A 26,094-nucleotide genomic window follows, 5' to 3' on the forward strand; every position below is an offset into this window, starting at 1 on the left:
TCCTTTCTATATACGATATTTTTGTGGTTAAAAACATTGTATATAGGGTTTGATGATTGACCCTTTTCTATTTACACAATTATACGGACTTAATCGTTCGCCGCTCGATTTAGGCATTAGTCGCTCGATTTCAGGCGCTCGCCGCTCGAATCCTGGGAAGAGTTTTGAACACGCATTTGTAGTAATTAAACAAGTATTTTTAAGTTAGCCCCACACTTCTTTTGCTATTTCGACGATGAATTTTAATTTATTCCACTGTTGTTCTTCTGTGAGTGTATTTCCATGATGGGTGGAAGCAAATCCGCATTGTGTGCTTAGACATAACTGGTCTAGTGGCACATGTTGGGATGCCGCTTTTATGCGAGATTTGATTGCTTCTTTATCCTCTAATTCACCGCTTTTCGATGTAACTACACCAAGGACAACACGTGTGTCTCCAGTTGAAATATGCTCTAATGGCTGAAAGCTACCTGAACGGTCATCATCATATTCGAGAAAAAATCCGTTTACTTTTTCTTTGGCAAAAAATGTAGGGGCAATGGATGCATAACTTCCTTCAAATGCCCACTTAGATTGATAGTTGCCACGGCATAAATGGGTTGTGACAATGAGATCTTCCGGTTTATCCTCCAGGACGCCATTAACGACACGTAATGCTAGATCAATGAGTTCGTCTCTGGTGTATTCGCCGTCGTTATATGGGAGGTCGGGTGAAGATAGTCCAGCAAGATAGACATCATCAAATTGTAAATAACGAACCCCCGCATGATAAAAGGCTTTGATTGCATCCCGATATGCTTTAATAATATCTTTCGCATAATCTTCTATGTTTGGATAAATCTCTTTATTTCGTATCTCACTGGGAAACAATTGGTTCGGGCTTGGGATTGTTTGTTTGGCAACTGCGCGTCCGTCAACAATTTCATTAAATTCAATAAAGTCCTGAATGAATGGATGCTCCGGATTAAATGAGATTTTACCGGTGTTTTTGATATTATATTTCTCGGTTTTTATTCCCTTAAATGGCCGTCCTTCTTTGGAGACATATCCATCTACACCATTTAAGTGCTCCAAAAAGTCAAAATGCCACCACGATCGTCTGAATTCGCCATCTGTAACGAGTTCCAGTCCAGCTTCAATTTGTTTATCAACAATTCGCTTAATTTCTTTTGTTTCGATCTCACGTAGTTGTTTCGCGGTTAGGTTTCCTTCCTTGAATTCCTTTCTTGCTTGGTGTAGGTTGTCAGGACGCAAGAGACTGCCAACGTGATCTGCTCTGAATGGTGCTTTTGTTAATGTGTTTGTGTTGGACATGTTCTATTCCTTCTTTCTATTTGTTATTTATTCTTGGGATATAAAAAATCCTCTTCTTAAGATAAGAAGAGGGTTTGACATTGTCGTTGTTCACTCTTCTTATCTCCAAGTTTTTAAACTACTGGAATTAGCACAGTACTAATAAAGTCTGTTGCTGAGGTATCTAAGGGCCAGTCCCTCCACCTCTCTGGATAAGAAAATTGCTTATTTAATTTTTCGTTAAGTCAAACTTTACAGAACTTCTAAAGATATGTCAAGGGGGGAAATTAAAATATTTAGAAAAGGAACATGATTCGTTTTAGAATGAGAAGGGTTGACATTTTTTACTGGATTCGGTAAATTATATAAACATGAACACGAATTGAATATACTTTATTAATCTCTTATGAAGAGTGACGGAGGGACAGGCCCGATGAAGCACAGCAACCTTTCATGGATTTCCATGATTTGGTGCTAATTCCTGCAAAATGTTTATTTTGAAAGATAAGAGGGGTCATGATATATGGTGCCTCTCTATTGTGAGAGGCATTTTTTAATTAGCTAAACCCAACCTGCAAGGAATTATATTACTTTTAATCACACTAAGATGATGAGTTTAATTATATATAAGGGGATAGAAAAATGTATTGCATGGATTTAACGGGAAAGGTCGCGATTGTAACTGGAGGAGCCAGCGGTATCGGCAAGGCAAGTGTTGAGGCACTGCTAGAGTGTGGTGCATCTGTAGGATTAGTTGACAGGGCAGTTCTTCCGAATGATTCAAGGGAAAACGTCATTACGCTTCAGGCAGATATTTCAAAACCAGAACAGGTTGAAGAAATGATGAATAAAGTTGTCAACCACTTTGGTAGATTGGATATTTTAGTTAGTAGTGCAGGGATATCCTCTATGGATTATGCCGTTGACATTAAAGAAACGGATTGGGATCGCGTCATGGATGTTAACGCGAAAGGGGTTTATTTATGCAGTCAATCGGCGGCGCGCTATATGAAAAAACAAGGGCAAGGCGGAAAAATTATTAATATCTCTTCCCAAGCTGGAAAAAATGGCTATCAATTGATGGGGAGCTATGTTGCTTCAAAACACGCCGTTCTAGGTTTTACAAAGGTAATGGCACTTGAATTGGCGCGTGATCAGATCAATGTAAATGCGATATGCCCGGGAATTGTAGAAACAGATATGAAAAGAAATGAGCGGGTGATCGGTGGGGAAATGAGAGGCCTGGATGCAGATGCAGTCCAGCAGGAAGATGTTTCCCAGGTTCCATTAGGAAGAACCGCTATCCCGGATGATATAGCCAATGTCGTTGTTTTTTTGGCATCACAATACTCAGACTATATGACAGGTCAGGGCATTAATGTAACTGGCGGAATGACAATGAATTAATCGTGAAGGGGAGTATTGATGATGAAAAATGAAAAGGGAAGTTTACTAGCTTTATTGCCATTAATTATTTTTGTTTCGCTGTTTATTGGTACTGGAATTATTTCAAAGGACTTTTCCAATATGCCTCTTAATGTGGCTGTTATTATCGCCTCTACGATTGCGTTGATGATGAATAGGAAAGAAACTTTACTCGATAAAGTAGAGATATTTACAAAAGGTGGTGGACATCCGAACATCATTCTAATGGCGATTATCTTTATCTTGGCGGGTGCCTTTTCTGAAGTTGCTAAAGGGATGGGCGCCGTTGAATCAACCGTAAATCTCGGCATGTCTTTCATACCAGAGAATTTACTGATGGTCGGACTGTTTGTTATTGGTTGTTTTATTTCCATTTCTATGGGAACTTCGACAGGAACGGTGGTAGCACTAGCGCCGATTGGAATTGGGATTGCAGGACAAACGGACATATCATTGGCGCTGTCAATGGCAACGGTTGTCGGTGGTGCGATGTTTGGAGATAATCTATCCATGATTTCTGACACGACGATAGCTGCGGTTAGAACACAAAATACAAAGATGCTGGATAAATTTAAGGTTAACTTTTTTATTGTCTTACCTGGTGCGATTCTAACAGCTGTTATTTTAGGAATCATCACGATGGATAACCAATCCAATGTAGTTGGGGAATACCCATTTGATCTTGTAAAAGTGATCCCGTATATTGCTGTTTTAATAGCTGCACTCGCTGGTGCACATGTACTCATCGTTTTGCTTGGTGGTACTATTCTTGCTGGAATCATTGGAATAATTGACGGTTCCTATAGCTTTACCGGATTTTTGCAAACTGCTTCAGAAGGTATCATGGGCATGCAGAATTTGGCGATTATCGCTATTATGATTGGTGGGATGGTTGAGATTATTAAGCATAACGGAGGTATCGATTATCTATTAAACTTTGTTACCAAGCGAATCAAAACCAAGAAAGGGGCAGAAGTGGGAATAGCCAGCTTAGTAAGTGTGACAGACATTGCTACTTCAAATAATACCATTTCAATTATTATCACTGGACCGTTGGCGAAAAATATTGCCGATGAATACGATATTGATCCACGTAAATCAGCAAGTATACTTGATATCTTTGCCAGTTGTTTTCAAGGGGTAATTCCATATGGCGGTCAGTTGCTAGCCGCTTCCGGATTGGCTGCCATTTCACCGGTTAGTATTATTCCCTATTCATTTTATCCGGTATTACTTGGTATTTGTGGCCTGGTTGCGATCGCTATCGGTTATCCAAAGTTTCGTCAGGTGAAAGGTGCAACAACGGCTTCTAAGTCTTCATAAAAGGTATTCCATTACTGCAAGGATGAAGTATGTTATCATTTATAGTGTATAATTCTGATAATTAGTTTATAAAAAAGGGGAGTTGAAATATAATGGTTGAAAAAATGAATGTGGAAAGTTTTAATCTTGATCATACGAAAGTAAAAGCACCATACGTACGTTTAGTAGGTGTAACAAAAGGTTCAAATGGTGATGTGATTCATAAATATGACTTACGTTTCAAACAGCCGAACAAGGAGCATATGGAAATGCCAGCCCTTCATTCGTTGGAACATTTAATGGCAGAAAACATCCGAAATCATCATGATACGGTTGTGGACATTGGTCCAATGGGATGTCAAACCGGCTTTTATTTAACCGTGATTAACCATGATAATTATGATGAAATCCTCGATACACTGGAAAAAACGTTAAATGACGTATTAGTTGCTGATGAAGTCCCAGCTTGTAATGAAGTTCAGTGTGGATGGGCGGCAAGCCACAGCCTGGAAGGCGCAAAAGAACTTGCCCAGCAAATGTTGGATAAACGAAATGAATGGAAAGATGTTTTTTAAGCATGCAATATGCATCTAAGAATCCTCCAATCTATTGATAGATTGGAGGATTCTTTTCAATTTTATTATCTTGCAATTTACCTTCTTTTACATATAAAATCTCGTCACCCAACTTTTTTGCTTCCGCGTGACTATGCGTCACCATGATAATTGGAATTTGCCATAATTCATGCAGTCGTAGTAATTCTTTTTGGCTTTTCGTACGTGTGTCATCGTCCAAAGCAGAAAAAGGTTCATCTAAAAGTAACAATTTTGGTTCCGTTGCCAGAGCACGTGCAATTGCTACCCGCTGTTTTTCTCCACCTGATATCGCGTGGGGATATTGATCTTTTAGATGACTAATACTTAATTCTGTCATTAAATCTTTTGCTAATTTCTCTGTTTTCATCCCATAGGCAATATTTTTCCAGACAGTCATATGAGGGAACAGTGCATAGTCTTGAAATAAATGACCGATTTTCCTATGTTGGATTGGTATGAATATCTTTTTTTCTTCAAAAAGTGTCTCATTATTTAATAGGATTTTCCCTTTATCTGGCTTATCTATTCCTGAGATACAGTTAAGAATGGTTGTTTTTCCCGAACCAGAGGCACCGAAAAGTACAACAATTTTATTCTCTACTTTAAATGATACATCTATTTCAAAATGGGAAAGTGCTTTTTGAATGTCAACTTTCAGCATTGGCAAAACTCCTTTATCTCCTGCGATCTGTGTAACGCATCATATTTCGTTTACTCCACCAGTTTAACCATAAAATAGCGGTGAATCCCAGCGTAACAATAATAACTACCCAAAATGTGGCCAATTCCATATTCCCTGATTCAACAGCAAAATAGATTGCTAGTGGAATGGTATCTGTGACATTCGGTATGTACCCTGCTAACATAAGTGTTGCGCCAAATTCCCCCAATGCACGGGCAAAGGATAATACTAAGCCAGCCAACAATCCTGGCCATGCGAGTGGGAAGGAAATCGTCCAAAAGACGCGCCATTTGGAAGCCCCCATTGTATAGGCAGCATTTTCAATGTTGGAATCGTATTGTTGAAAAGCTGCTGCCGCGCTTTGATACATTAATGGAAAGGAAACAACAACGGCTGAAATAATGACAGCATACCATGTAAAAACGACCTGAAAATCAAAGGAGTTCATAAGCAGTTTTCCTAGAAAACCATTTTTCCCAAATAGATATAATAAGCCGAATCCAACAACAGTCGGAGGGAGCACGAGTGGTAACATAAAGATTGCTTCGAGAATACTTTTCCCTGGAAATGCATTCCGGGCAATGAAGCGGGCGAGTATGATACCGGTTATAAATACAATAATAGTAGCAATTCCCGCTGTTTTAAAAGAAAGCCATAGCGGAGATAAGTTAGTAACATCCATGATTGATCACCTTATTTACTTTTTAAATCCATACTTGCTTAGAATTTTCTGTGCTTGCTCCATCTCCATAAACGCTACAAAGTCCGCCGCTTCTTTCTCGTGTTCTGTATCAGCGATAACCGCTGCAGGGTAAATAACCGGATCGTGAAGGTCTTTGTCTACAGTAGTAAGTATGTTAATCTTATCTGATGTTTGTGCATCACTTTCATAGATAAAGCCGATGTCGGCATTACCCGTTTCAACATATGTCAGCACTTGCCGAACATCTTTTGCTAATACGAGCTTATTATTATCATTTAGTTCGTCCCACATATTTAAATGATGCAATGCTTGTTCGGAATACGCTCCGGCAGGTACACTTTCCGGATTGCCAATTGCAATTTTATCTACGTCTTCGGGATTAATTTCATCGACGCTTTGATAGTTGATCTCTGATGATTCATTGGTAATGAGAACGAGATTGTTACCAGTAATGTCTACTCGGCTATCTGTATGAATAAGTTCTTCGTTTTCAAGTGTGTCCATCCAAGTCTCATTTGCGGAAATGAAAATATCGGTAGGCACTCCTTGCTGGATTTGTTGTGCGAGACTTCCAGATCCACCTAAGTTGAATGTGAGTTCAACCGGATGTTCTTTTTCATAAATCGTTTTAATTTCATCTAAGGCATCTGTTAAACTGATGGCAGCGGAAATCATGAGTTCCGTCTTTTCCTCTTTTTCCTTTGGTTTATCTGCTGACTGCTTTTCGGATTGACTTGTGCATCCAATAATAAAAACAGAAATAATCATTAAAATGGTAATTATTTTTAATCTTTTCATATACACCCACCTAATAATTTAATTAGCTATATCTAAATATAACTAGTTATAGCCAGTTATATTTGATTATAACTAGATTTAGAACACAAGTAAATGGTAAAATAGAAAATAATAAGATAATTTAGAGGTGTTGAAATGCTGGGAAATGAATCGTATACACCAGAGGAAATTGCCCAAATGTTGAAGGTCTCTAAGCTTACGGTTTATGATTTAATTAAGAAAGGGAAACTGCAAGCTTACCGAGTTGGAAGACAGATGAGAATTGATGCAACTGAACTGGAAAGTTATAAAGTAAGGGGTAAGGAAGTACAGCCAACATCTCCAGTTGCAGAGAGGAACGTTGACCAACGTTCTATTGTAATTAGTGGACAAGATAACAGCTTAGATATGTTAGCCAAACAAATAGAAGCAAAATCCGGCCAATTTAGAGCACTGCGTTCGTATGTAGGCAGTCTAGATAATTTAATTGCTATGTATAGGGGAAAAGCGGATATTATTAGTACGCATTTATTTGATGGGGATACATTCGAATACAATGTCCCATATGTTCGAAAGTTTTTGGTTAGTAAATCATTTATCGTGATCAAATTTGTGAATCGCCAAGCGGGATTATATGTGGCAAAGGGAAATCCAAAACAAATCCAAACATGGCAAGATATTGCAGATAAACAACTGGAAATAGTTAATAGAGAGCCTGGTGCCGGTGCGCGTGTATTATTGGATGAACAATTGCGCCTTCGGGGTATTGCAAAAGATCTGATTAAGGGGTATAGCAATGAGAAAACGAGCCATATGGCGATTGCATCTGCCATTGCAAATGGACAGGCGGATGTAGGGGTTGGGATTGAACATACTGCGAAAATGGCAGATATAGACTTTGTCCCAATGATTCATGAAAGTTATGACCTCGTGATGCTAAAAAACGAGCGTAATCAGATCCTTATTTCTAACGTGCTAAGTATTCTTAAGGATACTCACTTTAGAGAGGCGCTTCAATCGTTTGGTTATGACTACGAGGGAATAGGTGAAATACTATGGGAACAGTAGTGTTTGGATAAATATAGCTTTCTAGAATAAAAATAAGGAAAGGAAGCGATCCTTGATGTATCAAACCATTGAAGAAACTGCGGCATTCTTATCGATGGAAGCATCTCAGATTAGAGCACTTGTACTCCAAGGTCGTATTCGTGCGATCCATGATGGGGAACAGTATCTTATTAACAAAGAACAATTTCAGACCCATTTAGAGCAAGTTGAAAAGTATAGAAAAATGATGCAGGATTATTTAAGTGAACCGATACCAGAGGATATTGACGTGAAGGATGAGGATTAGGTTTGCATATAGCGTAAAATAACTTTAATGTTACATGTAACAAGCAACTAGAGGAGATTAAGTATATGTCAAAAAAACAACGATCAACGAAACAAAAACAATCACAATCACTTTACTATACAGTTAAAGAACCAACTAAATTACTGCCCTTTTTATTGGAAGTGATGTCCAATCGCAGTCGTAATTCTGTGAAATCAATTCTTTCACGCGGACAGGTAACGATTGATGATCAAATTGAGACGCAATTTGATTACTTGCTCCATCCGGGACAAACCGTTGCCATATTGAAAAATAAAGCAGCAGTCAAAAGAAGTGCGCTTATTGGGATGGAAATCTTGCATGAAGACGATGATATTATTGTTATTAATAAAGAAGCAGGCTTACTGTCGATTGCAACCGAAAAGGAAAAGCATCAGACAGCACATCATCAATTGATGGAACATGTACGACATGAAGGTCCACAAAATAGAGTGTTTGTTGTTCATAGACTGGATAAAGATACGTCAGGTGTCATGATGTTTGCCAAAAATGAAACTGCGAAACGAACATTGCAAAATGCATGGAGAGAAAAAGTAGCAGAACGGACTTATGTTGCGTTAGTCGAAGGAGAAGTGAAGAAAGAAAAAGGCTATATTTCTTCATGGCTCAGGGAAAGCAAAACCCATTTGATGTATTCCAGTACGACACCAAATGATGGTTTACATGCGATTACCCATTATGAAAAGCTGCAAGGTAATAAGGACTATTCACTGCTAAAGGTAGAACTGGAGACAGGACGTAAAAATCAAATCCGTGTTCATATGCTAGATCTCGGCTTCCCTGTTGTCGGCGATAAAAAATATGGATCTAAAACGAATAAAGTAAGGCGGTTGGGTCTCCATGCAATGGTATTGGCCTTTGAACATCCATCAACTGGTGAGAAGTTACGCTTTGAAACAGAAATACCACAAATATTTTTAGGCGTATCAAAATAGCAGGGGAAGTGGTGTGACTGCGGGGAGTTGAGTCTCGAACTAGAAAGGTTGAACGCCGAACCAGAGAGATTGATCGCCAGACTAGGAAAGTTGATCGCCGGATCAGGGAGGTTGAGCGCTGGACCAGGGGAGTTGAGCACCAGACTAGGGAATTTGATCGCCGAACCATGGAGATTGAGCGCTAGCCATGATCTTGGTTAGCGCTTGAGCTGTCATTTGTGAACTCCGGGGACTTTCCTCTGAACTTCCGCAGTTAAAATGTGAACTTCTGATATCTCCCTAAAAAAATTTGCATTCCAAAAATACATTTACCAATAATATTAAAAAATCAAAAAAGTGTTGCATCTCACCCTACGTAACCCTGTATAATAGAAATTAGTTATTGGGGCGATGGGGGCACGGTATATGTATTCGATTGGAAAACTTGCAAAGCTAAGTAATATCACTGTAAGAACACTACGGTATTATGATGAGATTGAGCTATTGAAACCAACGAAAATCGAAGTTGGTGGACATCGTTATTATGACGATGTAGCACTGGCCAAGCTGCATAATATCATGATGTTAAAAGAAATGGGATTCGATCTGGAAACGATCCATGAAATCATCGGCAACCAGGTAAAATCTTCCAAAGAACTGCTTCTTATGAGACTGGAAATCATAAAACAAGAACAAGCGCAGTTAGAACACATGCAGAACAATATTCATGAAATTCTTCAGCTCATGGATATGGAAGGAACAAACAATTGGCAGGCAATATTTAGCACGATATCGAAGCAATACAGTAGACCAAAGGACTTCAAGAGTATATGGAATGATTATTTTAATGAGGACGAGATAGATAAACTAAAGAATCTACCCACAATTGGTGTGGATAAAGAAATAGTAAATCAATGGGTTGAGCTATTGCGTGATATTCGGAAAAATATGGATAAATCACCAAGTTCATCAATAGCTCAAAACTTGGCGAAAAGATGGTCTGATTTAACGCATGAAATATATGATGGAGATATTAAACTGGCAAATAAGGCATGGAAACTAGGTAAGGAGCAAGATCTGGGATTTTATGAATTTGATCCCGAAATCGTTCAATTTATTGAAGCTGCTGTCGCTTATTCATTTCAGCAAAAGCAAGCAGGTGAGCCGTCATGAATAAAAAGCTCATGTTACTCGACATCATCTGTTATGCTGTGATTCCTTATTTTGCCTGGAAGTTTGGACGGGAGCCATTCGGAGATTATATTGCTATTTTACTATCAACCATTCCTGGGTTTATCTATACTGTATATCGCTTCGTGAAAGAAAAACAGTTTAACATTGCTGGTTTGTTCATCATCAGTTCTTTGCTGCTCAGTACAGTTGTCAATCTGTTGTCATCTTCGGCTGAAAGCATGCTGTGGAATCAGGTTTATTTAGGATATGGTTTTGCGGTATTTCATTTGATTACAGTGATTTTCAAGCAGCCAATGGCATTGTATTTTACGGTAGATATGGCATATTTACAAGGATATCCACGTAAAAGCAGTAAAGCACTATTTAATAAAAAAGGGCTGTTTATGTGGTTTCAGTTGATGAGTCTATTATTTGTTGTTCGTGGTATTTTTCAAAATAGCCTAAAAGCGTGGTTAATTGGGACGTACGGAGCAGGTGGTTATGATCAAATGATCATTTATATGAATGTCAGTGGGTGGATTTTTAGTGGGTTGATCATGCTCGGGTTTTTTTTCATTAGCAATAAAATTATGTTGTTTACTGGACAAAAGAAAGCAAATGCGCGAGATTCATCGCTCAAGAAAGTTTAATCCGAATATACAAGGGAGGCATGAAAAATGAAAAAATATGCGCTGTTTATGGCTGTTTTTATCGCTGCATATTTTCTATTGCAAATCGGTTCTGGCATGCTCTTAACCATGTTTTACACGCCAGATTTCTCAATGGCTTGGGGGACAGCATCATCTTCAGGAATCATCGTTGGTAAAAATGAATGGCTATCGGGCTTGATTATCGCTGTAATTGCTCTAATCATCGCATTTGGGATTACAAACAAATTTGCTTCAAAAAACGCACACTAAAATGGAGGATTAGCGGCTTACAGAGGCAGCTAATCCTCCATTTTTTATAGTGGCGCTTTCTCCACAATTCTTCCTTTTCGTCCATCGGTAGTTTCTGCATGACGTAGTGAGTTAATCACAGCTTCTTCAGTTGTTTCAACTACTGCTTGAAATAAATGATTCATGACTGGATGATCATCACGTAGGTGGGAGATAGCTTCCAAATGACGGTCTGTCTGATGTTCATATGGATTCGCGGTTGAAAAGGCAATGGCAATATCACCGCTGCCATTTGCAATATTACTTCCCGTTCGACCGAGCCCCGCAGCACAACGTTTGGCGAGTCGTTTCAGTTGGCGATCGTAAAGTGGGGCATCCGTAGCAATAACCATCATGATCGAGCCGTCTGGTGTATCGACTTTTACCCCATTCCAATCCGCAAATAAGGCATCCTCACGTTTACCAAAATTGCTCAATACAAGGCAACCTACCGTGTATTTTCCCTCACCTGCAGCAACAATACGTGAAGCCGACCCGATTCCGCCTTTATAACCAAAACAAACCATCCCTTTACCAGCACCGACAGCACCTTGTTCAACGGGATCTGTTGTAGCACTTTCAATTGCTTGCACCGCGTGCTCCGGTTTTATTGCTTGTAGCCGAATGGAATTTAAATAGCCGTCATTACACTCTCCAACCACAATATTAATCGTACCTGTCGTGTCACCAATTGCTTTATTTTGATTAAGCATATATTGTAACGTTCCCTGCATGACAGGACCAACACTCAATGTATTGGTCAGCATAATCGGTGATTCGAGTAAACCAAGTTCATTGATTTGGACAAGTCCGGCCGTTTTGCCAAAGCCATTAATGACAGCACTTGCCGCACGGACTTTTCTGGCAAAAAGATCTCCACTATGTGGCAGGATGGCAGTAACTCCGGTAGCTATGGTTTGTTCATCATCGATCATTTCATATAGGGTGACGTGTCCAACTTTTACACCTTGAACGTCTGTGATTCCGTTATTGTTCCCTTTTGGAAGGATCATAGAAAACGCACTCCTTAAAATTTTCAGTAATATTGTTATATGTATTATAACAAATTTCTTTATGTTCAACTAACATTCAGGGAGTTTTTTTATATTGCAATTTAATTTTGCGAGTGGTATGATGACAATAGAATTGAATATCGATCACATGTTACTGACGAGATTAGGCATGGTGGTAAAATGAATTGCTTATCCAAGCACTTCTTTATACCGTCATGTCTAATTTTGTGTTGTATCATCTTTGATTGATATAAAACAAATAGTTACAAATACTATCATGATATAACTACCAAGGAGAGATGAATATGGCTTTTAATTTATTTAAGAAAAAGAAACAAGCTGCAAATTTTGAGATCGTTGCACCAGTTAATGGAGATATTATCCCGTTAGAGGAAGTGCCTGATCCGGTTTTCAATCAAAAAATGATGGGAGAAGGTATCGCGATCACACCTTCAGATGGTCATTTCCTGTCACCGGTAAACGGGAAAATTATACAGATTCCTGATACGAAGCATGCAGTTGGTATCCTTGCTGAAGACGGCAGTGAAATTTTGATTCATATTGGGCTAGAAACCGTAGCACTTAAAGGTGAAGGATTTGAAGCAAAAGTAAAGGTTGGTGATGAAGTTTCTGTTGGACAAGTATTAATTGAAGCGGACCTAGAATATCTCCGTGAACATGCGGACAATATTGTTACTCCGATCATCATAACGAACAGCCAAAACAATGGTAAAGCATATAAAATGACAGACGAGGATAAAGGTACTGCAGGGGAAACAGTAATTATAACTACTACAGATAAGTAATCAGTGGAAAATCAATGAGTGGAAATAGGCCAACAATAAGGAAGTGACTTCAGGTGAGAATAACAAAAATCCTGAACAACAATGCCGTTGTGGTCATGGATGGTGATGAGGAGAAAATTGCCATTGGGGCTGGTGTCGGCTACGAAAAAAAGAAAAAGGACATCGTTAATAAAACGAAAATAGAGAAGCTTTTTGTGCCAAGAGAAAGTGAAAAGTTACAGCAGTTACTTTTACGGATACCCGAAGAACATTTTATCATCACAGAGGAAATTATTGCTTATGCAGAGGAAAACCTTGGTACAAAGCTGAATGACCATATTCGTATTGCGTTAACAGATCATATTTCATTTGCAATTGATAGAGAAAAACAAGGTATTCATATAAAAAATAAATTACTTCCTGAGATAAAGGTTCTATATAAGAAGGAATTTGATATCGGTCTTTGGGCTATCCAGCATATAGAAGATAAATTTAACATGAGCATACCGATAGATGAAGCGGCTTTTATTGCGCTTCATGTTCACGCCATGAAAATTCAAGATGGTGATCTCCATGAGATTGTCAGACAGACATCTGTTTTAAAAGATATGGTACAGACAATCAATCAAAAGCTATCTATTAAAGTTGAATCAGATGATATTGCTTATGAGCGTTTGATTCACCATTTGCGATTTGCCATGATCCGTTTAAAGGATAATGAACATCACACAATGGATGATGAAATGTTTCAAATGATTAAGCGGAAATTTCCAATTGCCTATGATTGTGCTGCAACTGTAGCAACAGAGCTATCCTCTAAACATGACATTCATTTGCCAGAGGATGAGCTGGGATATATCACGCTTCATATTGAAAGATTAAGAAATATGTAAAGTAGATCAATCACGATTTGCTTTGCAAAGTATGGTAACGATTTCAGGTTTAAAAAGAGAAGGAGGAATTTTAGAATGAAAAGCTTTTTTCAAAGATTAGGTCGGTCTATTATGTTACCGGTAGCAGTCCTACCGGCAGCGGCAATATTAGCTGGTATTGGAAACTGGATTCTTGGGTTTGCTGAGGATAATATTGCAGGTACGTTTTTATTAAGTGCGGGTACATCTATACTTGATAACTTAGCCATCATATTTGCTGTAGGTATAGCAATTGGTTTATCTAGAGATAAACACGGTGCAGCTGCACTAAGTGGATTAGTCGGATTTTTAGTGCTTACTTCTTTATTATCTATAGATACAGTTGCCGGACTTACCGGGGTGGATCCGTCAGAGGTCAACGCTGCCTTTGAAGGTATTGATCAAAATGTGTTCATGGGAATTTTTAGCGGAATCATTTCTGCGGTCATGTACAATCGCTTTAGTAATACCAAATTGCCAGATGCACTGGCATTCTTTAGTGGTAAACGACTTGCCCCAATTATGTCAGCAGCGGCAATGGTAGTAGGTGCTGCTGTCATGTTATTTATCTGGCCGGTTGTTTATTCTTGGCTTGTAACGTTCGGTACATCTATTAGTAACCTGGGTGCACTGGGTGCTGGGTTATACGGTTTCTTTAACCGTCTTTTAATTCCAACTGGTTTGCATCATGCATTAAACTCGGTATTCTGGTTTGATACGATTGGAATAAATGATATAGGTAAATTTCTTGCAGGTAGCGCTGGGGATGGCATTAAGGGAATAACTGGCCGTTACCAGGCAGGTTTCTTCCCGATTATGATGTTTGGTTTGCCTGCAGCAGCTTTAGCTATGTACCACACGGCTAAAACGAGTCGCAGAAAAAATACGGCATCATTAATGTTAGCAGCTGCTGTTGCTGCTTTCTTAACCGGTGTAACTGAACCACTTGAATTTTCATTTATGTTTTTAGCGCCTGCATTGTATGTAGTGCATGCATTGCTTACCGGTATATCATTGTTTATTGCAGCATCTTTCGAATGGATATCTGGTTTTGGCTTTAGTGCAGGGTTTGTGGACTACACATTGAGCTTTTTCAACCCGCTTGCAAGCCAACCATATATGCTTCTTGTGCAAGGACTTGTATTTGCGGTTATTTACTACTTCTTGTTCCGCTTCCTGATCCTGAAATTTGACCTAAAAACACCTGGAAGAGAAGATGAACCCGAAGGTGTAGAAGAGGAAGAGAACGAAAGCGAAGAAAAAACTGGCGAAGATAAATTTGCTGTTATGGGTGCTCAAATTTATGATGGTCTTGGCGGGGATGAAAATATTACAGCTGTTGATCATTGTACAACCCGACTTAGAGTTGAAGTGAAAGATATGGATAAAGTAGATCAGAATAAAATTAAGGCTACAAATGTCCCTGGAATCAATATCGTTGGAAAGCATAATATCCAGGTTATCGTTGGAACAAGCGTTCAATTTGTTGCAGACGAAGTGAACAAACTACGAAAATAGATATGCTTTTAAAAGGCTCACACTGGAATTTGCTTAATTTGTTACAGATGTGATTAAATAACCGGCATAAATAAGTTAGGTAATTTCGTTAAATGGGAAAGGGTGTGTTCAAGTGAAACGAATTTTAGATTGTACGGCTTCAGATTTTCAAAACATGAATGGACAGGACTTAAAGCAATCCATTCGAGCGTCGGAAGGAAGGGTCATGTTATCAGAGGTGATGACCTCTGTTGCACCATTATACCCAAGCGTTTCTAATGCTGAGCTTGCCGCTGCTTTTGGTGCCGATTTGTTGTTACTAAACCTATTCGATGTTTTCAATCCGATTGTTGAGGGATACGAATGTGATGAAGATCATTCGATTATACAAAAAGTAAAAGAATTGACAGGTCGCCCTGTAGGTCTAAATTTGGAGCCAGTTGATGTCGGTGCTCGAGAAATTGAAAAACTGGATAAGGTTGCCAAGGGGCGCATGGCTACGGAGACATCATTGCAAAAGGCAAAAGAATTAGGGTTTGATTTTGTCTGCTTAACAGGTAATCCCAAAACTGGTGTAACAAACGATGAAATTATTGTAGCTATTAAGCTGGCTAAGAAAGTATTCGGCAATGAGGGGCTCATTATTGCTGGTAAGATGCATGGTGCTGGTGTTGCAGACGAAACGGGTAGCAGTATTATTTCAGAATCCGCACTAACCAATTTTATTGAAGCAGGTGCGGACGTTATCCTCATGCCTGCCCCTGGCACGGTTCCAGGAATTACACTAGAAACAAGTGAAAAATATGTTCGTTTTGTACATTCGAAAGGCGCACTAGCCATGCTAACGATCGGCACCAGTCAAGAAGGTGCTGATGAAGCGACAATTCGGCAGATTGCCCTGAACAGTAAAATGGCTGGTGCAGATATTTACCATATTGGTGATACAGGCTATTATGGCATTGCCGTACCAGAGAATATTATGACCTATTCCATGGCGATAAGAGGAAGGCGTCATACGTATGTAAGAATGGCTTCTTCGGTAAGACGATGAAGGATAGTATTGTATGTCAATATTTTTTACTTTCAGCTTTTAGCTGTGAATGAAAGTGATAAACGAATGAAGCATTATAGTAAAAACAGCCGAGCACAACGTATTGTTGCGCTCGGCTGTTTTTTTAATCACCTGATAAATATTTTACTTTTGTGTTTCTGATTGTGTGATATTTGCAGGCATTTTTAAAGAAAAAACAGCAAATAAAAATGCAACAATCACAACACCGGAACCAACATGAGCGGTGCTTGTTACAGATCCAGTATGCCCCAAAGCTACTCCGCCAATTCCAGATCCTAAAGCAATCCCCAACTGCAATGCGGAGTTATTAAGGCTTTGGTGAATATCTGAAGAAGCGGGATCTGTTTGGATCAGGTAAGTCTGCATTGGTGGTGCTAAAGCCCAACTTAGTGCTCCCCATACCATCATGACAACAAGAAAAACGGGAAACGAAAACGTTGCATATGGAAGTACAAATAGCATAATGGCAAATGAACCAATTACAAGTAAAATACTTTTGGGTGAACCGATACGATCAGCAAGCGTCCCCCCAAATGCACCCCCACTAACTGCTGCAAGTCCAAAAAGAAAGTAACTGATGCTTATCCAATTTTGATCTAAATGTAAAGTAGTTTCTAGAAAAGGTGTGAAATAAGCATAGACGCTATAATGTCCAGCTAACATTAACATCATTGCTACATGCGCACCCACAATTTTTAAATTACCAAGTGCCTTGATCTGTGCAGATAAAGGCAAAACATGTTCAGTAGGAATTCGCTCTAAAAAAGTATAAATTAGAATAATAGAACCAATCGAAAGAACGGCAATCCCTAGAAAAACGGTACGCCAACCAAAAGCATTTGTAATCATGATTCCAATCGGAACCCCTAGCACGAGTGATGAGCTAATCCCCATATAGATAAAGCCTAAAGCTTTTGCTCGATGTGTTGGTACGACAATTTTTGCTGTAATGGTTAATGACAGTACAATAACTAAAGATGCACTCATCGCTGTAATGACCCGAGCAATCATGATAAAGGTGAAAGTCGGACTAAAATAAGTCATTACATTTCCAAGAAAAAATACTGCTAATGCCAAAAGATACAACCTTTTACGTTCTATTTTTGCTGTTAACGATAAAAGAACCGGGCCAGAAATAGCATAAACAAGTGCAAAAACAGTAATCAGTTGTCCTGCAGTGCCTATCGTAACATCAAGATCATCTGCAATAATCGGTAAAATTCCACCTACAATTAATTCCACCAAACCTACAATTACAGCAGATGCTGCAAGTATAAAAACTTTAAAGTTCACGAAAACTCCCTCTTTCTTTACTGCTACTTCATAACATTTCCTATATCTTAAACTTAAAGCATAAAAAAAACTGACTACAAATTGATACTTTTTGTAGTCAGGATTTAATGGTTCCTGGTAGAGACCCTCAAACCATATTATTGAGGTTATACATTTTATACTTTCATGATATAGAAAATTTGGTTCAACTTTAAGCTTTTCAACATACAGGACGTTGCGAATAGACCATTCGCAAACTTTGTATGTCCTCTATCTATCATGGTGAATCACATTTAGATAAATACACTGTTTTATAACTTACCATGCTTTTTCTTATTTTTCAAGCTGTTTTAATCAACTAATCATTTGTTGGTATCTTAATCTTTAAAAGCTAAAAATGCTTTCCTATCTAGAACAGATTGAAATGCGTAACGATTTATATATAAGAAAACGGAGAATTTCAAGTTTAAGCTGAGACAGGTTACCAAATTTAAATGATCTAAATGTTTTTCGATCCTGACGAAGAGTTGATTAAAACTGTCAACAACAGCTTAATTGCATCATAATTAAATAGAAAAATAGAAATTCTATAATCTAAAGACTTGCAGTATATTCACATTTGAGTTATAACAAATATACAAGTTCATACGCAACATTCCTTCGGGGTCGGGTGAAATTCCCAATCGGCGGTGATGAAGTGATACTTCTAAGTCCGTGACCCGTTTTGGTTTTCTAACCAAACGGTGGATCTGGTGAAACTCCAGAGCCGACAGTTATAGTCTGGATGGGAGAAGGAATTTTAGGCATGCTTATTTGTTATATAGACGAACAGTAATTTTTGTGTAGGTTATTTACACGATTATTTATGGTAGCTATTTTTTTAGCAGATATTGTTTGCATATTAAAATTCTAAATCTTACCTTACGCCCCTGAAGCTAATTTCAGGGGCTTTTTTGTTGTATTGCATTAATAAAGGAGAGGGCGATATGGGTGAATGATAGGGACTATATGAAGTTTGCGCTAGAGATTGCAGGGAAAGTTGCTAATCAAACAAGTCCTAATCCAACAGTTGGCGCGGTTGTCGTTCGAAATGGAGAAATGGTAGGTTTCGGTGCCCATTTAAAAGCGGGTGAAGCCCATGCAGAAGTAAATGCGCTCGAAATGGCAGGGGAAAAGGCAAGGGACGCGACGATTTATGTCACACTGGAGCCGTGCAGTCACTATGGGAAAACACCGCCATGTGCTGATCTAATCATTGAAAAAGGCATTAAGCGTGCAGTTATTGCAATGATTGATCCGAATGTAAAAGTCGCCGGAAACGGGATTGAGCGGCTCCGTGCAGCCGGTATAGATGTTGAACTCGGACTACTTGAAAAAGAAGCAACAGCATTAAATGCCGTTTTCTTCCATTATACAAAAACGAACATGCCATTTGTGACGGTGAAGTCAGCAGTCAGCATGGATGGGAAAACAGCAACAGCGACTGGTGACAGCAAGTGGATTACCAGTGAAGCAGCACGGTTAGATGTTCACCATTATCGGCATAGGCATGACGCTATACTCGTTGGTGTCGGTACTGTAATTGCAGATAATCCAAGTCTTACGACAAGAATTCCAGGTGGTGGTAAAAACCCATTGCGCGTCATTTTAGATACGAAGTTAAGAACGCCAATCGATGCAAATGTCATTACAGATAACGAAGTAGAAACTTGGATTTTTGTAGGGAAACAGGTCACTGCACAGGAAAAAGAACCGTATATCCAACATGAAAAGGTGTCTGTCATCCAGATCGACACCGAGGAATTAGCGATTGATAAAGTTTTGCAGGTGCTAGGAAGTGAGGGCATTGCGTCTTTGTTTGTTGAAGGCGGTGCTGGCGTAAATGGGTCTTTTTTAGAAGCAAAGCAAATCAATCAATTGATATTATACATGGCGCCAAAGTTAATCGGTGGTACGGATGCCGCGACTCCCTTCTCTGGAGCAGGATTTCAAACGATAGCGGAAACATTAGCGCTAAATATAGAAACAGTGGAGCGAATTGGGCAGGATATCAAGTTGGTTGCAATACCACGGGAGGAGGATGCTGATGTTTACAGGGATTATTGAAGAAAAAGGCACAGTGATAAATATTAATCATGTTTCAGAGCGGGCCGTTCAATTGACGATTGAATCTGCGAAAGTAATCGAGGATGTACAGATTGGTGACAGTATTGCGATAAATGGCATCTGTTTGACTGTAACCACCTTTACGCCAGATACATTCCAAGTCGATGTGATGCCAGAGACGATCAAAGCGACTTCTTTAAATACATTAACAACGGGATCACATGTTAATTTAGAACGCGCAATGGCTGGAAACGGACGATTTGGTGGTCATTTTGTTTCTGGACATGTAGACAGTACGGGTACGATTGTGAAGAAGTGGAGCGAGGAAAATGCGATTTATTACGAGATTGAAATACCAGGGGATCTCAGTCCGTTTTTACTCATGAAAGGATCGATTGCGGTTGATGGTATTAGTTTAACCGTCTTTGGTGTACGTGAAAATGTCTTTACAATCTCACTTATTCCACATACCGTAACAGAAACCATCTTAGGTGAAAAAGATACAGGCGATATCGTCAACATCGAATGTGACATGCTGGCAAAACATGTGCAAAACATGCTTAGCAAAAACGCGCTATAAAATTGAATGACAATGGACGTTGTAGTACGTCCCGAAAGGTAGTGGAGTAGATGTTTCATACAATCGAAGCGGCAATCAGCGATTTGAAAAAGGGAAAAACGATTATTGTGGTAGACGATGAAAATAGAGAAAACGAAGGGGACTTTGTTGCATTATCAGAAAAAGCGACCCCGGAAGTGATTAACTTTATGATCACCCACGGTCGTGGCTTGGTTTGTACAGCCATCAACGAGGATTTAGCTGAGAAGGTGGGCCTGTCTCTCATGATGAATCAAAGCACAGACCCTTTGGGTACTGCATTCACGACAACCGTTGATCATGTGGATACAACGACAGGTATCAGTGCAGGGGAACGGTCAAAAACGATTCAGGCATTGGTGAAGCCAGGGGTGCGTAACAGTGATTTTAAACAGCCTGGACATGTATTTCCTTTGATTGCTAAATCCGGTGGTGTATTAACGCGACCAGGACATACAGAAGCTTCCGTTGATTTGGCAGTGTTAAGTGGTGCCTCCCCTTCCGGAACGATTTGTGAAATTATAAACGAAGATGGAACGATGGCACGTGTTCCTGATTTACAGGAAATCGCAAAAAGATTTGATTTGAAGATCGTTACCATTGAAGCGCTAATCGCTTACCGAAAAGTACATGAAAAACATATTAAACGAGAAGTAGAAACGATCTTACCAACCGAATTCGGTGAATTTAAGATGGTTGGCTACTCAAACGATTTGGATGATAAAGAACACATCGCACTTGTTAAAGGGGACATTGATGAAGAAGCGCCGGTATTAACGCGCATCCATTCCGAGTGTCTGACAGGAGATGTCTTTGGATCGCATCGCTGTGATTGTGGTCCACAGTTGCACGAAGCATTAAAGAAAATTGAAGCAGCAGGTTCAGGTGTTTTGGTATATATGCGACAGGAAGGCCGAGGTATTGGGCTTTTAAATAAACTGCGCGCCTATCAACTGCAGGATGATGGCTTGGATACAGTTGAAGCAAATGAACAGTTAGGCTTTGCTCCGGATTTACGGGAGTATGACTTCAGTGCACAAATATTAAAGGACTTAGGTGTGGAAAATGTTAGGCTGTTAACGAACAATCCGGAAAAAATGGATGCACTGGAAGCATACGGAATCAATGTTGTATCACGCATTCCGATTCAAATAGACAGTCGTCAGGAAAATGACAAATACATGAAAACAAAGTTCTCAAAAATGGGACACATACTTACATTTCATAATGAATAAGTTGCAAGAAAATAATGAAATTAGCTTTATCAGCAGGTGATATACATGGAGACTCCTGCGGGAATAGCGAGCAATGCGAGACCCCACAGCGAGGAACGAGTGAGGAGGCTCGCGGTTCGCCCGCGGAAAGCGAAGTGTATATCAACTGCGGTGGTAATACTTCAAACTATGCGAAAGCAGTTTAAATAAAAGGAGACAGATAAAATGGGAAAAACATACGAGGGAAGTTTAGTTGGCAGTGATTTAAAAATAGGCATTGTTGTTGCGAGGTTTAATGATTTTATTACGAGTAAATTACTAGATGGAGCAATCGGAACGTTAAAGCGACACGGTGTATCAGAAGAGAATATTGATACAGCTTGGGTGCCAGGCGCATTTGAAATCCCGCTGATTGCACAAAAAATGGCAGCAGACGATGCATATGATGCTGTAATCACATTGGGAACCGTGATTCGCGGGGCAACACCACACTTTGATTATGTGTGTAACGAAGCGGCAAAAGGCGTGGCAAGTGCATCAATTCAATCCGGTAAGCCAGTCATTTTTGGTATATTAACAACGGATACGATCGAACAAGCAGTGGAACGATCCGGTACGAAGGCTGGAAATAAGGGAGCAGATGCAGCGGTATCAGCCATTGAAATGGCGAACATCGTAAAAATGATAGAAAATTAATCTAGATAAGCCGAGAATGCCAGTAAAACTGTTGCATCTCGGCTTTTTAGATGGAAAAATAGCTGTGAGTAGGATAAACTGTATAATGGGTTATTTTATTTTTCGGAGGAGATTAGCATTAAATTATTAGTAGTTCAATTAATTATGATGGCCGTTATTTGGACAGGAATGGTGTTCTTTTTTGGCGATATGGGCGCGGTGGGTAAGTATGTATTTTATCTCGTTTCTTCCTGGCTCTTATTTTTGATCGTGATTATCCTGAAAACATTATTTAAAAGTAAAAAATCGGAGTAAACGAGTTGTCAGATTATGATGTAAAGAGGGATTTAAAATGCTTACTATTGAAAATTTATATAAATCATTTGGTGAAAAAATATTATTCAATCATATAACATGTACGATTGCAACACGTGAGCGAATTGGCCTCATTGGTGTAAATGGTACAGGGAAATCCAGTCTGTTAAAAACGATTGCCGGTATCGAATCAGCAGAAGCAGGAACGGTTAAATTTCCAAAAGACTACCATATTGAATATCTAGCACAGGACCCCAAACTGGATCCGGAGTTAACTGTGATTGAACAAATTTATTATGGTGATTCCACAATCATGAGGCTGATGCGTGATTATGAGCGCGCACTGCTCGAACTACAACAGAATCCTGAGCATCAAGAGGCACAATCCCGATTACTGAAATTACAGCAAAAGATGGATGAAGCAGAAGCATGGGAAGCAAACACAACTGCTAAAACGGTCCTGACCAAATTAGGTATCACTGATTTCGATAAAAAAGTAACAGCATTATCCGGCGGGCAAAAGAAGCGGGTGGCAATTGCTAAGGCACTCATTCAGCCTGCTGACTTATTGATTCTGGACGAGCCGACAAACCATTTGGATAATGAAGTAGTGGAATGGCTGGAGAAATTTTTACAAACGTATAGAGGATCCTTGCTGCTCGTGACACATGATCGGTATTTTTTAAATCGGGTAACCAATCGAATTTACGAGCTGGATAAAGGGAATTTATATATTTATGAAGGTAACTATGAAGTGTTCCTCGAGAAAAAAGCGGAACGGGAAGCGTTGGAAGTTAGTAACGAAATGAAGCATCAGAACACACTACGTCGCGAGCTTGCCTGGCTCAGACGCGGTGCGAGGGCTAGATCCACGAAGCAGAAAGCACACGTCAATCGTGTTGCCGATATGCAAGAGCAAACCTTTGATACGAAAAAAGAGCAGGTAGCATTTCAAGTAGGATCGTCCAGGCTAGGGAAAAAGGTCATAGAGCTGAAAAATATTGAAAAAGCTTATGTTGGCAGGGTATTGTTGCACGATTTTAGCCATCTCGTCGTTCCCGGTGAGCGATTAGGCATTATCGGTCCCAATGGATCTGGTAAAACAACGCTTTTAAATATGATGGCGAAGCGGGTAACACCTGACGCTGGAGAAGTGGAAGTCGGGGAAACGGTTAAGATTGGCTATTATACCCAAGGCGAAGAAGAACTGGATGGCAGCCAACGCATCATTGATTATATTAAAGAAGTAGCGGAAGTGATTCATACAAAAGATGGCGACGTTATTACAGCGGAACAGATGCTGGAACGTTTCCTATTTTCCCGTGCACAGCAGTGGACGTATATTCGCAGATTGTCTGGTGGGGAAAGAAGACGCCTTTATTTACTGAAGGTATTGATGACAGAACCGAATGTGCTGTTTCTAGATGAGCCGACGAACGATCTGGATACACAAACATTAAGTGTGTTGGAGGAATATCTCGACCAGTTCCCTGGCGTTGTTATCACTGTTTCGCATGATCGCTATTTCCTGGATCGTGTAGTCGATCGCCTCCTGGTTTTCTCAGGACACCCTGAAGTATCGCTGTTCTTTGGTAACTACAGTGAGTACTTGGAACAGCAAGTGGCTAAAGAAGTAAAACAAACGAAACAAGTCAAGGCGGAGCCAAAGACAAAGAAACCCAAGAAGAAATTGTCCTACCATGAGCAAAAAGAATGGGAAGTTATTGAGGACGAGATTATGGAACTAGAAGGCCAAATAGAGGAACTAAAGGCAGGTATTGTTGACGCAGGCAGTGATTCCGAAAAAGTGCAGGAATTGTTTGCTGAGCAGCAGCAGGTTGAAGTAAAACTGGAAACGAAGATGGATCGCTGGGAAGAGCTTTCGCTGCTTGTCGAAGCGATGGAAGCTAATGATTGATTAGAAGAAAGCGTCTCTAAAGGTATAGCATCCTTAGGGCGTTTTTTTGGATTGGGATTGGAATATTGTGATTTACTGAGAACATAAAATGTGATATATTTTTAACTATCAATCCCCGACTATGACATATGAATGATTATGTAACCACGATTTAAAAAATTCAAAGGAGAAAGCGATGATCCTACGAAATAGAACAAAACCAATTTTATTAAAAAAGTTGGATGCAGCACTTCCTCGTTTACCACGCAAATTTAAACATCGAAACAAACTAGAGGCAGAATTCGCACGTAGATATAAAGGCTATATTGGAGAAATCAAGGTTGATGGTTATATTCATAGTTACTTCGCCAAGAACTTCACAATCCTTCATGATGTAACCCTGAAAATCGATAGTACCGAAATTCAAATCGATAGTATTCTAATAAGTCCCCATGCAATATATATTCTTGAAATCAAAAACTATAATGATAAGATCATATTTAACACTAACCTCAATACGTTTACAAGAGATAGCGGTGAAATAGTAACCGGTTTTCGTCATCCTATCTCTCAAGCAGAGTCCCATAAATTTAACTTAATGCGATTTTTATCGGAACTTGGATATCATGATGTTCCCGTTCATTTTTTCGTTGCGGTGAGTGAACCGAGTACAGTAATTCAAGTGATAGGTGATGAAAAGGCAATTGCAAAGATGGTTTCACATGGAGAGCATATTCCAAAGAAAATTATAGCATTAGAGCAAAGATATGAAAACGCATCTAATTCGAGAATAAATCATCGAAAAATAGGTGAAGCAATATTAGGGAAATGTTATGATTTTGATTTCAATATCTTAGGAAAATATGGTGTCAATTGGTCGAGCATTATGCCGGGCGTCCATTGTCCAGCATGCGGACATTTGGGTATGGAACGAATACACTCGAATTGGAAGTGTAAGCAATGTAATAGATTATCAAAAGTCGCTCATATAAAGACGCTTTCGGATTATTTATTATTAATAAAGCCTTGGATTACCAATAAGGAATGCATGCGTTTTTTAAATATCAATTCACGAAACGTCGTCACTAGGATATTAAAAGCGTCGAATCTAGAATACGATCTGAAAAAGAGAAGATGGTTTAAAAGGTAGGATGTTTTAGAACAGGACATATTCGGGGATTGTCATTATTCGAGCGAGAAAGGAGAAAGTCGAGCGACGCAGGCAGTAAATCGAGCGAGAACAGCCCAGATCGAGCGACGCCGGCAGTAAATCGAGCGAGAGCAGCCCAGATCGAGCGAGAACAGCCCAGATCGAGCGGGAAAGGAAGAAAGTCGAGCGACGCAGGCAGTAAATCGAGCGAGAACGGCCCAGATCGAGCGAGAAAGGAAGAAAGTCGAGCAACGCCGGCAGTAAATCGAGCGAGAACAGCCCAGATCGAGCGGGAAAGGATTAAGTCCGTATAATTGTGTAAATAGAAAAGGGTCAATCATCAAACCCTATATACAATGTTTTTAACCACAAAAATATCGTATATAGAAAGGA

25 protein-coding genes and 4 riboswitches are annotated in these 26,094 nt (G+C 39.5%); of the genes, 19 read left to right on the forward strand and 6 right to left on the reverse strand.

All coding sequences use genetic code 11. The annotated features are described in order from the left end of the window. Positions 1-204: 204 nt before the first annotated feature. The gene (locus JOC34_RS21445; protein ID WP_205138851.1) at positions 205-1,314 is read right to left on the reverse strand and encodes a 5-methyltetrahydropteroyltriglutamate--homocysteine S-methyltransferase; all 1,110 of its coding nucleotides are present in this window, start codon (positions 1,312-1,314) and stop codon (positions 205-207) included. Positions 1,315-1,410: 96 nt separating this feature from the next. After that, positions 1,411-1,512: riboswitch (SAM riboswitch) on the reverse strand. Between the two features lie 182 nt (positions 1,513-1,694). Continuing rightward, positions 1,695-1,804, forward strand: a riboswitch (SAM riboswitch). A gap of 131 nt (positions 1,805-1,935) precedes the next feature. Here JOC34_RS21445 and JOC34_RS21450 point away from each other — a divergent pair. From JOC34_RS21450 to JOC34_RS21460, 3 genes are all read left to right on the forward strand, one after another. After that, positions 1,936-2,700, forward strand: coding sequence for an SDR family NAD(P)-dependent oxidoreductase (locus JOC34_RS21450; RefSeq protein ID WP_205138852.1), 765 nt, complete (start codon positions 1,936-1,938; stop codon positions 2,698-2,700). 18 nt (positions 2,701-2,718) lie between these two features. Next, positions 2,719-4,041: a Na+/H+ antiporter NhaC family protein gene (locus tag JOC34_RS21455; RefSeq protein ID WP_420856189.1), complete on the forward strand. Its 1,323-nt coding sequence runs from the start codon at positions 2,719-2,721 to the stop codon at positions 4,039-4,041. Positions 4,042-4,133: 92 nt separating this feature from the next. Beyond that, positions 4,134-4,595: an S-ribosylhomocysteine lyase gene (locus JOC34_RS21460; protein ID WP_205138854.1), complete on the forward strand. Its 462-nt coding sequence runs from the start codon at positions 4,134-4,136 to the stop codon at positions 4,593-4,595. A 31-nt stretch (positions 4,596-4,626) separates the two neighbouring features. On the opposite strand, the gene JOC34_RS21465 is transcribed toward JOC34_RS21460, so the two are convergent. The 3 genes from JOC34_RS21465 to modA are packed head-to-tail and all read right to left on the reverse strand — an operon-like array spanning position 4,627 to position 6,799. Beyond that, the gene (locus JOC34_RS21465) at positions 4,627-5,277 is read right to left on the reverse strand and encodes an ATP-binding cassette domain-containing protein (protein WP_205138855.1); all 651 of its coding nucleotides are present in this window, start codon (positions 5,275-5,277) and stop codon (positions 4,627-4,629) included. 13 nt (positions 5,278-5,290) lie between these two features. Then, positions 5,291-5,980, reverse strand: coding sequence for a molybdate ABC transporter permease subunit (modB, locus tag JOC34_RS21470; RefSeq protein WP_205138856.1), 690 nt, complete (start codon positions 5,978-5,980; stop codon positions 5,291-5,293). 15 nt (positions 5,981-5,995) lie between these two features. Further along, the gene (modA, locus tag JOC34_RS21475) at positions 5,996-6,799 is read right to left on the reverse strand and encodes a molybdate ABC transporter substrate-binding protein (RefSeq protein WP_205138857.1); all 804 of its coding nucleotides are present in this window, start codon (positions 6,797-6,799) and stop codon (positions 5,996-5,998) included. A gap of 135 nt (positions 6,800-6,934) precedes the next feature. Between modA and JOC34_RS21480 the strand changes: the two genes are divergently transcribed. The 6 genes from JOC34_RS21480 to JOC34_RS21505 all read left to right on the forward strand — a co-directional run bounded on the left by JOC34_RS21480 (position 6,935) and on the right by JOC34_RS21505 (position 11,178). After that, complete coding sequence (locus JOC34_RS21480) at positions 6,935-7,846, forward strand: helix-turn-helix transcriptional regulator (RefSeq protein ID WP_205138858.1); 912 nt, start codon at positions 6,935-6,937, stop codon at positions 7,844-7,846. 55 nt (positions 7,847-7,901) lie between these two features. Further along, the gene (locus JOC34_RS21485; protein WP_205138859.1) at positions 7,902-8,132 is read left to right on the forward strand and encodes an excisionase family DNA-binding protein; all 231 of its coding nucleotides are present in this window, start codon (positions 7,902-7,904) and stop codon (positions 8,130-8,132) included. 65 nt (positions 8,133-8,197) lie between these two features. Beyond that, the gene (locus tag JOC34_RS21490) at positions 8,198-9,106 is read left to right on the forward strand and encodes an RluA family pseudouridine synthase (protein WP_205138860.1); all 909 of its coding nucleotides are present in this window, start codon (positions 8,198-8,200) and stop codon (positions 9,104-9,106) included. A gap of 405 nt (positions 9,107-9,511) precedes the next feature. Next, positions 9,512-10,258 carry a MerR family transcriptional regulator gene (locus tag JOC34_RS21495; RefSeq protein ID WP_205138861.1) on the forward strand — a complete coding sequence of 249 codons (747 nt, stop codon included), beginning with the start codon at positions 9,512-9,514 and terminating at the stop codon, positions 10,256-10,258. After that, complete coding sequence (locus tag JOC34_RS21500; protein WP_205138862.1) at positions 10,255-10,908, forward strand: VC0807 family protein; 654 nt, start codon at positions 10,255-10,257, stop codon at positions 10,906-10,908. The genes JOC34_RS21495 and JOC34_RS21500 overlap by 4 nt, the downstream gene beginning before the upstream one ends. Positions 10,909-10,935: 27 nt before the next feature. Then, a complete protein-coding gene (locus JOC34_RS21505; RefSeq protein WP_205138863.1) occupies positions 10,936-11,178 on the forward strand; it encodes a hypothetical protein in 243 nt (80 codons plus the stop codon). 44 nt (positions 11,179-11,222) lie between these two features. Here the strand turns inward: JOC34_RS21505 and JOC34_RS21510 are convergent, their stop codons facing one another. Beyond that, positions 11,223-12,209 carry a DmpA family aminopeptidase gene (locus tag JOC34_RS21510; RefSeq protein WP_205138864.1) on the reverse strand — a complete coding sequence of 329 codons (987 nt, stop codon included), beginning with the start codon at positions 12,207-12,209 and terminating at the stop codon, positions 11,223-11,225. A gap of 305 nt (positions 12,210-12,514) precedes the next feature. On the opposite strand from JOC34_RS21510, the gene JOC34_RS21515 reads away from it, so the two are divergent. The 4 genes from JOC34_RS21515 (at position 12,515) to JOC34_RS21530 (ending at position 16,453) form a co-directional block, all read left to right on the forward strand. Further along, entirely contained in the window at positions 12,515-13,015 is a 501-nt protein-coding gene (locus tag JOC34_RS21515) for a PTS sugar transporter subunit IIA (RefSeq protein ID WP_205138865.1), read from the forward strand. A 53-nt stretch (positions 13,016-13,068) separates the two neighbouring features. Next, positions 13,069-13,887: a PRD domain-containing protein gene (locus JOC34_RS21520; protein WP_205138866.1), complete on the forward strand. Its 819-nt coding sequence runs from the start codon at positions 13,069-13,071 to the stop codon at positions 13,885-13,887. A gap of 75 nt (positions 13,888-13,962) precedes the next feature. Beyond that, the gene (gene nagE / locus JOC34_RS21525; RefSeq protein WP_205138867.1) at positions 13,963-15,423 is read left to right on the forward strand and encodes an N-acetylglucosamine-specific PTS transporter subunit IIBC; all 1,461 of its coding nucleotides are present in this window, start codon (positions 13,963-13,965) and stop codon (positions 15,421-15,423) included. A 112-nt stretch (positions 15,424-15,535) separates the two neighbouring features. Then, complete coding sequence (locus JOC34_RS21530; RefSeq protein WP_205138868.1) at positions 15,536-16,453, forward strand: DUF7916 family protein; 918 nt, start codon at positions 15,536-15,538, stop codon at positions 16,451-16,453. A gap of 144 nt (positions 16,454-16,597) precedes the next feature. Here the strand turns inward: JOC34_RS21530 and JOC34_RS21535 are convergent, their stop codons facing one another. Next, positions 16,598-17,767 carry an MFS transporter gene (locus JOC34_RS21535; RefSeq protein ID WP_205138869.1) on the reverse strand — a complete coding sequence of 390 codons (1,170 nt, stop codon included), beginning with the start codon at positions 17,765-17,767 and terminating at the stop codon, positions 16,598-16,600. Between the two features lie 74 nt (positions 17,768-17,841). Continuing rightward, a riboswitch (purine riboswitch) is annotated at positions 17,842-17,941 on the reverse strand. A 457-nt stretch (positions 17,942-18,398) separates the two neighbouring features. After that, positions 18,399-18,546: riboswitch (FMN riboswitch) on the forward strand. A gap of 190 nt (positions 18,547-18,736) precedes the next feature. Between JOC34_RS21535 and ribD the strand changes: the two genes are divergently transcribed. The 6 genes from ribD to JOC34_RS21565 all read left to right on the forward strand — a co-directional run bounded on the left by ribD (position 18,737) and on the right by JOC34_RS21565 (position 25,701). Continuing rightward, positions 18,737-19,852, forward strand: coding sequence for a bifunctional diaminohydroxyphosphoribosylaminopyrimidine deaminase/5-amino-6-(5-phosphoribosylamino)uracil reductase RibD (gene ribD, locus JOC34_RS21540; protein WP_205138870.1), 1,116 nt, complete (start codon positions 18,737-18,739; stop codon positions 19,850-19,852). Then, complete coding sequence (gene ribE / locus JOC34_RS21545) at positions 19,833-20,432, forward strand: riboflavin synthase (RefSeq protein WP_205138871.1); 600 nt, start codon at positions 19,833-19,835, stop codon at positions 20,430-20,432. Before ribD ends, ribE begins: the two co-directional genes overlap by 20 nt. Before the next feature lie 50 nt (positions 20,433-20,482). Next, positions 20,483-21,685: a bifunctional 3,4-dihydroxy-2-butanone-4-phosphate synthase/GTP cyclohydrolase II gene (locus JOC34_RS21550; RefSeq protein ID WP_205138872.1), complete on the forward strand. Its 1,203-nt coding sequence runs from the start codon at positions 20,483-20,485 to the stop codon at positions 21,683-21,685. A gap of 204 nt (positions 21,686-21,889) precedes the next feature. After that, positions 21,890-22,360: a 6,7-dimethyl-8-ribityllumazine synthase gene (gene ribH, locus JOC34_RS21555; protein ID WP_205138873.1), complete on the forward strand. Its 471-nt coding sequence runs from the start codon at positions 21,890-21,892 to the stop codon at positions 22,358-22,360. Between the two features lie 331 nt (positions 22,361-22,691). Further along, positions 22,692-24,572 carry an ABC-F family ATP-binding cassette domain-containing protein gene (locus tag JOC34_RS21560; RefSeq protein WP_205138874.1) on the forward strand — a complete coding sequence of 627 codons (1,881 nt, stop codon included), beginning with the start codon at positions 22,692-22,694 and terminating at the stop codon, positions 24,570-24,572. Positions 24,573-24,747: 175 nt separating this feature from the next. After that, entirely contained in the window at positions 24,748-25,701 is a 954-nt protein-coding gene (locus JOC34_RS21565) for a nuclease-related domain-containing protein (protein ID WP_205138875.1), read from the forward strand. Positions 25,702-26,094: the final 393 nt, after the last annotated feature.

The sequence above is a fragment of the Virgibacillus halotolerans genome, assembly GCF_016908515.1.
Lineage (GTDB): Bacteria > Bacillota > Bacilli > Bacillales > Amphibacillaceae > Virgibacillus_M > Virgibacillus_M halotolerans.

Excerpts from the sequence above, each read along its gene's own strand:
- JOC34_RS21505 (WP_205138863.1), top strand. The coding sequence starts at position 10,936 with ATGAAAAAATATGCGCTGTTTATGGCTGTTTTTATCGCTGCATATTTT.
- JOC34_RS21515 (WP_205138865.1), top strand. The coding sequence starts at position 12,515 with ATGGCTTTTAATTTATTTAAGAAAAAGAAACAAGCTGCAAATTTTGAG.
- JOC34_RS21500 (WP_205138862.1), top strand. The coding sequence starts at position 10,255 with ATGAATAAAAAGCTCATGTTACTCGACATCATCTGTTATGCTGTGATT.
- JOC34_RS21455 (WP_420856189.1), top strand. The coding sequence starts at position 2,719 with ATGATGAAAAATGAAAAGGGAAGTTTACTAGCTTTATTGCCATTAATT.
- JOC34_RS21560 (WP_205138874.1), top strand. The coding sequence starts at position 22,692 with ATGCTTACTATTGAAAATTTATATAAATCATTTGGTGAAAAAATATTA.
- JOC34_RS21460 (WP_205138854.1), top strand. The coding sequence starts at position 4,134 with ATGGTTGAAAAAATGAATGTGGAAAGTTTTAATCTTGATCATACGAAA.
- JOC34_RS21495 (WP_205138861.1), top strand. The coding sequence starts at position 9,512 with ATGTATTCGATTGGAAAACTTGCAAAGCTAAGTAATATCACTGTAAGA.
- JOC34_RS21565 (WP_205138875.1), top strand. The coding sequence starts at position 24,748 with ATGATCCTACGAAATAGAACAAAACCAATTTTATTAAAAAAGTTGGAT.
- ribE (WP_205138871.1), top strand. The coding sequence starts at position 19,833 with ATGTTTACAGGGATTATTGAAGAAAAAGGCACAGTGATAAATATTAAT.
- JOC34_RS21445 (WP_205138851.1), bottom strand. The coding sequence starts at position 1,314 with ATGTCCAACACAAACACATTAACAAAAGCACCATTCAGAGCAGATCAC.
- JOC34_RS21510 (WP_205138864.1), bottom strand. The coding sequence starts at position 12,209 with ATGATCCTTCCAAAAGGGAACAATAACGGAATCACAGACGTTCAAGGT.
- modA (WP_205138857.1), bottom strand. The coding sequence starts at position 6,799 with ATGAAAAGATTAAAAATAATTACCATTTTAATGATTATTTCTGTTTTT.
- JOC34_RS21550 (WP_205138872.1), top strand. The coding sequence starts at position 20,483 with ATGTTTCATACAATCGAAGCGGCAATCAGCGATTTGAAAAAGGGAAAA.
- JOC34_RS21480 (WP_205138858.1), top strand. The coding sequence starts at position 6,935 with ATGCTGGGAAATGAATCGTATACACCAGAGGAAATTGCCCAAATGTTG.
- JOC34_RS21465 (WP_205138855.1), bottom strand. The coding sequence starts at position 5,277 with ATGCTGAAAGTTGACATTCAAAAAGCACTTTCCCATTTTGAAATAGAT.
- JOC34_RS21450 (WP_205138852.1), top strand. The coding sequence starts at position 1,936 with ATGTATTGCATGGATTTAACGGGAAAGGTCGCGATTGTAACTGGAGGA.
- modB (WP_205138856.1), bottom strand. The coding sequence starts at position 5,980 with ATGGATGTTACTAACTTATCTCCGCTATGGCTTTCTTTTAAAACAGCG.
- ribH (WP_205138873.1), top strand. The coding sequence starts at position 21,890 with ATGGGAAAAACATACGAGGGAAGTTTAGTTGGCAGTGATTTAAAAATA.
- JOC34_RS21490 (WP_205138860.1), top strand. The coding sequence starts at position 8,198 with ATGTCAAAAAAACAACGATCAACGAAACAAAAACAATCACAATCACTT.
- nagE (WP_205138867.1), top strand. The coding sequence starts at position 13,963 with ATGAAAAGCTTTTTTCAAAGATTAGGTCGGTCTATTATGTTACCGGTA.
- JOC34_RS21485 (WP_205138859.1), top strand. The coding sequence starts at position 7,902 with ATGTATCAAACCATTGAAGAAACTGCGGCATTCTTATCGATGGAAGCA.